We start from the raw sequence: 6,000 nt of genomic DNA, 5'->3' as shown, positions 1-6,000 counted from the left end.
ATGGCAACACGTCAAGCGGGGCGTGCCTGTGATTGTCGAAATCGGCCCGCGCGACCTGACGGGCGATTCGTTGATGCCCAAGCGCCGCGACGAGCCGGCCGGTGAGAAGAAACCTGCCGTGCCGCGCAGTCAGTTCGTGGCCGAGATCGGTGCCACGCTCACGGCGATGCAAAAGAATCTGTTCGAGCGCGCCTTGGCCGAGCGAACGGCGAACACGCGAACGCTCACGAAGCTCGACGAATTCGAGGCCTTCTTCACGCCGGCCAGCGCCGAAAAGCCTGAGATTCACGGCGGCTTCGCCGTCTGCCACTTCGTCGAAGGGCCAAAGACGACCGAGATCCTGGCAAAGCACAAGGTGACAATCCGCTGCGTGCCGATTGCCGAGGAGCCCGGCTTCGAGAGCGAAGTCCCCGGCAAATGTATCTTCACAGGCGAGCCGACAACCAAGCGCGCCATCTTTGCCAAGGCGTACTAACCTGGTGGTCGCGTAACTTCAACCCGCAAGTGTCTGCAGCTGAGGTCTATGGGCCCAGTAGCGACAAAAATTGCATTCGTTCTTGCGCAGTGCCATACTCGGCCTGCCATGATCCGCAATTGCTTTGTCATAATGATTCTCTTGATCGGCACCACGCCGTGCGTCTCTGCGGCGGATGAAGTGCCCTGGCCGCATCATCAGGTACTCGCCGCTGGCGTACACGTGATTGGCTTTGCCGACCGGTACCGTTCGGCCAATTGCGGGTTGCTCGTGGCAGACGACTCTGTATCGGTGGTCGATCTACCGCGTGGAATTACCGCCGCGGATTTCCTGGACCAGATCAAAGCTGTGACGCACAAGCCGGCCAAGACTCTATTCCTCACCCACGCCACGCACGAGGACGCCGCTCTTGTCAACGAGCTGCGCCGGCAAGGCATTGAGCGTGTTCACCTCTCGCCCACCACGTTCAAATCCTTGACCGCCAGCGCCGCCACAAGAAAGCCGAATTCCCAGCCCGAGGCGGCGCAAACTTCTCACGCTGGCTTTGAGATCATCGCCGAACGTCGCAACATCGACAATGTTGGACAGCCGCTCGAATTCCTGCCGCTCGATGAATTTTCCGCGGCGGGCGGTGCTGCCCTCTTCCTGCCAAAGACGAAAGTCCTATTCGGTGGTCCCGCCATTTATCATGGGCCGCGAGTGCCGTTAGCAGGCACAGATACCGACACCTGGCGAGCGAATCTACGGCAGCTCGCAGCGATGAGTCCCGAGAGTGTCGTGCCGGGCTTTGGTTCGTGGGGTAAAGCGGAGATCATCGATCGGCAGCAGCGATTCCTGACCGAGCTGCGCCGGCAAGTTGGCTACTTCATCGCACAAGGGCAGCCTCGCGACGATCTACAACACGCCGTACGCCTGGTGCCCGATTATTTGGTGTGGATGCCTTACGATACGCCATTGGCCGAGGATGTCGAGCACGTCTACGAAGAGTTAACCGTGCCCCATGCACCATTCAATGGCCATACTCCGAGAACAGACGATGGCCAGGTGCATGCTCTAGTGCTGATCGGCGATCAACCGCATGAGCCGGGGCATATCGAAGAGGGCTTGCGTCCCGTATTCACGGCGACTGGAGTGACGCCGCACTTTGCCGTCGACGTGCGGGCCTTATCGGTGGAAAACCTGGCTCGCGTCCAATTGCTCGTGATCTTGCGTGATGGTCTGATGCGACCGCAAGCGGCCGGCCGGCCTGACTACGTGTGGATGACGCCGACGCAAGAGCAGGCCGTGGTCGACTTCGTGCATCGCGGCGGCGGATTCCTGAACCTCCACAACTCGATGGGAATTTATCCCGAGGATGGTCCTTACTTACGGCTCGTCGGCGGGCGCTACATCGGGCACGGCCCGCTCGAACGCTTTCGGGTCGAGGTGGTTGATCGCGAACATCCTATTACGCACGGCGTCGAGGACTTTTCCGTCGCAGACGAACAGCACACACCTCCGGTCGATGCCGAGCGGGTCCATCTGCTGTTGCGCAATCGTTCGGACGATGGCCATACCGCGGCCGCCGGCTGGTGCTACGAACCTGGCAAAGGCCGCCTCTGCCACCTGGCGAACGGCCACACCCGCGAAGCACTCAATCACCCCATGTACCAGCGGCTCATGCAAAACGCAGTGCTTTGGTGCGTAAAGAAGTGACGAGCAACGAGCGATCGGGTTCGGCGAGTGTGCCATGCTTTTTCGCCGCAGGCGAATAAGCATGCCCGCTACTTCTCCGAGACTTCAGCGCACACTGTGGACAATTTCATCGCACGACCGCAGAGGCCCCGTCACTTCGGCAAATCGACCCAACGCCTTTCGCGATACGATTCCAGCACGGCGTCAGCCACCATCTGGGCTCGCAGTCCGTCGTAGAAACTAGGCACTGCCGCGCGTTTCTCGACGATCGCCGAAACGAATTCCCACGCCAGGTCGTAGCGGAATATCGTCGCCGGCTTTCCTTCTTTCGGATCGCGTGGGCTGCCGGTTGGCTTCAAGAATTCCGCCGGCACTTTGACCGGCGCCAGATCGTGCCCGGTCGAGCCCAATAAGATGACATTCGGCTCGTGCAGCCGATACACCGCCGATCCTTTCGAACCGTTGATCTCGGCCCATTCGTGACCAAAGCCGTCGCGGTGATATCCCTTGGCCAGCGTCGTTCCTTCCCAGACGCCAACTGCGCCGCGCTCGAACTCGCCCAAGAAGGCAGACCAGTCATCGACTTCCGACGGTGCGCAGGTCCGCCCGTCGGTCGTTTGCGTCCGTTCGACGAATCGCGCGACTGCCCCCGAGACGCTGCGAAGAGGACCGAGTAGATCCTGGGCAAAGTCGATCCGGTGGATCGTCATATCGAACAAGTCACCTGCCCCGGCCTTGTCTTTGTATTGCCGCCATCCCCAACTGGTCTCTGGCCAATCAAGAAACCTCTGCGAACGGAAATGGCGTGGCTCGCCCAGGTCGCCCCGCTCGACCAGGTGCTTGAGATATCGCATCGACGGAGCGAAGCGGTAGGTGAACGCCGTCATGTGAACCACGCCTGCCTTTTCAGCGGCGTCGTACATCTCTTGCACCTCGCCGGCGTTCAGCCCCAGTGGCTTTTCGCACATGATGTGCTTGCCAGCCTGGGCCGCGGCGACGGAGATATCCTTATGCGTGAAATTGGGAGTCGCAATCAACACACCGTCAATATCGTCGGCTGCGCAGATTTCACGGTAGTCAGTGGTGACGCGGTCGATGCCCCAGTCCGCGCGGCGTTTTTCGAGCAACTTAGGGTCGGCATCACATGCGGCCACTAACTCGGCGCGGGGATCCAGGCGGATGCCTGGTACGTGGTGATAATCGCTAACGGCGCCGGCGCCGATAATGGCCAGGCGGACAGGTTTGGTCGAGGGATTCATTCGATTCATCGCAGGCAGGATGCGGGACGAGCCACCGAAACGGCAAGCCTACGACTTGCGCCGTCGATCGACAAGCGGCGCGCAGTGGGCGGCATGTGTAGGCGCAGGGAAGAACCCCTGCGACTGGCTTCGATCTCGGGCCCAGGTCCACGTATCGTGGGCCTGGGAAGCGCATAGCAACGCAATATCGGCCTGCCTCATAGAGGCCAGCTACAGATGCGAATGCCGCTACCTACGCCCCGCTGGCCGAATCGGCTTCAGGCGCCGCTTCTTCCCGTACCGGTATAGGTCGTTTCCGCGCGATGCCGGTGCCTGGGACAAGCAGTGGGCTAGGCGAATTCTCTTCGATGATCACCTTCAACTCGTCGGCGTCGATGACTTCTTTTTCGATCAGTCGCGCGGCCAGGCCTTCCAGAGCAGGACGGCGGGCCGCGATGATCGCGCGGACCTTTTCGATCGCTTCGTCGATCATGCGACGCACTTCCTGGTCGATCTCTCGGGCTGTGTGCTCGCTGTGGCTGCGCTCGCGCGGGAAATCTCCGCCGCCGGACAGAAACGGCGAACGGCCGCTTTCGCGGTAATTCACACGCCCCAGCCGGCTCATGCCGTATTCCATCACCATGCTGCGGACGATTTCGCTGGCGCGCTCCAAATCATTCTGAGCGCCGGTCGAAACGTCGTGGAAGGTCAACTCTTCGGCGATTGTGCCGGCCAGTAGAACCTGCACTCGGCTTTCAAGCTCGCCTTGCGTCATCAGATAGCGATCCCCTTCGGGCCGCTGCATCATGTAACCCAGCGCGCCGATGCCGCGGGGAATGATCGAGACCTTATGCACCGGGTCCGTGTCAGGCAGGCTGTACGCAACCAGGGCATGACCGCTTTCGTGATAGGCGACGCGCTGCTTTTCGTCCTGGTGGATGATGCGTTGTTTCTTTTCCAATCCGGCCGTGACGCGCTCGACTCCTTCGTTGAACTCATCCATACCGACCGACGATTTACCTTTGCGCGCCGCTAGCAGCGCCGCCTCGTTGACGAGGTTTGCCAGGTCGGCCCCCACAAAACCCGAAGTGATGCGGGCCACATCGGCCAATCGCACGGCGCTATCGAGCTTCACGTTCTGCACGTGAACTTCGAGAATCTTTTCGCGGCCGCGGACGTCCGGACGGTCGACCAGCACATGCCGGTCAAAGCGGCCCGGTCGCAGCAAGGCCGGATCGAGCGTTTCAGGCCGATTTGTGGCAGCCATCACGATCACGCCGCTGTTGGATCCGAAGCCATCCATCTCGACGAGCAACGCATTGAGCGTCTGTTCGCGCTCGTCATGCCCCCCCACGATGCTGGTGCCGCGCGTCTTGCCGAGGGCATCCAACTCGTCGATGAAGATTATGCAAGGGGCTTTGGCCTCGGCCTGCTGGAACATATCGCGGACACGAGCGGCGCCGACGCCCACGAACATTTCCACAAAGTCCGAGCCCGACAGGCTGAAGAACGGTACGCCTGCCTCGCCGGCAATGGCCTTGGCGAGCAGCGTCTTGCCAGTGCCCGGAGGCCCGACGAGCAAGATGCCCTTCGGGATACGTCCACCGAGCACTTGATATTTTTCGGGGGTCCGCAAGAACTCGACGACTTCACGCAGCTCTTCGACCGCCTCGTCGATGCCGGCTACGTCGTCGAACGTAACGCCGATATCCTCCTGGGCGTACATCTTGCCTCGGCTGCGACCGAAGGCCATCGGGCTGCCAGCCCCCCCCAGGCGACGCATCATCAGGAAGAAGGCCAGGACGAACAGGGCCGTCACGATCAGAATCGGAGCATAGGCACGCAGTCCGCTGGGCGCACGCTCGGCACGGACGTTCGTAAAGCCGTTGTCATTAAGTGGTTTGAATAGGTCGTGTTGCTCGAAGCCCATCCGCGGTGTGGAAAATCGCACTCCGGCCTGTTCGTCAGCCGTGGGAACGCCGTGCGAGTCCAACGGCCGCATCGTCACCTTGCCGGTGATCTCGGAAACGCCAACGGTCAGGTCCGTCAGGTGCGAGAAACGGCGATTTCCCTTGGATTCGCTGCTTTCGTCACGCACCTCGATCGTGGCCGGAGGCTTTCCTTCCTTCGTGTTTTTCTCGTCACTCCCCATCTCGATCATGCTGATCAAGGCCGAGTAGGGAATTTCGACGTCCGGCTGGCTGGCCAACAGCGCCACGAGAAAAACCGTGCCGATCCCCAGGGCCAGCAGGTACCAAATAACGTTATTTCCCAGGCCGGGAGTTTTCTTGTCCGAAGGCTTCCGTGGCGTCTCGGGTCGCGGTTCCATGGCGCAATATCCTAAGCGGTGTTGACCGTGGTAGATGAATCAAAAGAGCGGCAGTCGTGGCCGTGACAAACGTGCCTGGCGCTTCGAGGCCAGCCGAGAGAGGTGACGAGGGCGTGACAGCCGTGCGAACGACATATCAAAGCTATCCTAGGTTCCCGAACCGGAAGATACAACGTTGCCGTCCATCAATGCGAGTCGTTCACCCGTAGTGCTGCTGGCCGGTCTGCCAGGGCGCAAAGCGGGCGCAGGATCAGGGTTGTCCCCCGCGTACGCCCCTTTTAGAA

The 6,000-nt window shown here is 60.9% G+C and carries 4 protein-coding genes; 2 read left to right on the top strand and 2 right to left on the bottom strand.

Annotation, left to right across the window (positions count from 1 at the left end; translation table 11 throughout):
• Both VGN12_06590 and VGN12_06585 read left to right on the top strand, forming a co-directional pair.
• A partial coding sequence (locus VGN12_06590) for a proline--tRNA ligase (GenBank protein HEY4309103.1) occupies positions 1-475 on the top strand: 475 nt, incomplete at its 5' end.
• A gap of 132 nt (positions 476-607) precedes the next feature.
• Positions 608-2,170 carry a ThuA domain-containing protein gene (locus VGN12_06585; protein HEY4309102.1) on the top strand — a complete coding sequence of 521 codons (1,563 nt, stop codon included), beginning with the start codon at positions 608-610 and terminating at the stop codon, positions 2,168-2,170.
• A gap of 131 nt (positions 2,171-2,301) precedes the next feature.
• Here VGN12_06585 and VGN12_06580 read toward each other — a convergent pair whose 3' ends face one another.
• On the bottom strand, positions 2,302-3,408 hold the full coding sequence (locus tag VGN12_06580) for a Gfo/Idh/MocA family oxidoreductase (GenBank protein ID HEY4309101.1): 1,107 nt from the start codon (positions 3,406-3,408) through the stop codon (positions 2,302-2,304).
• 232 nt (positions 3,409-3,640) lie between these two features.
• The gene (gene ftsH, locus VGN12_06575; GenBank protein ID HEY4309100.1) at positions 3,641-5,716 is read right to left on the bottom strand and encodes an ATP-dependent zinc metalloprotease FtsH; all 2,076 of its coding nucleotides are present in this window, start codon (positions 5,714-5,716) and stop codon (positions 3,641-3,643) included.
• Positions 5,717-6,000 lie beyond the last annotated feature (284 nt).

Source organism: Pirellulales bacterium, assembly GCA_036499395.1.
In the GTDB taxonomy this organism is placed as follows: domain Bacteria; phylum Planctomycetota; class Planctomycetia; order Pirellulales; family JACPPG01; genus JACPPG01.
Note: the sequence above shows the minus strand (reverse complement) of the source record. Positions and strands in the feature narration are given on the sequence as shown.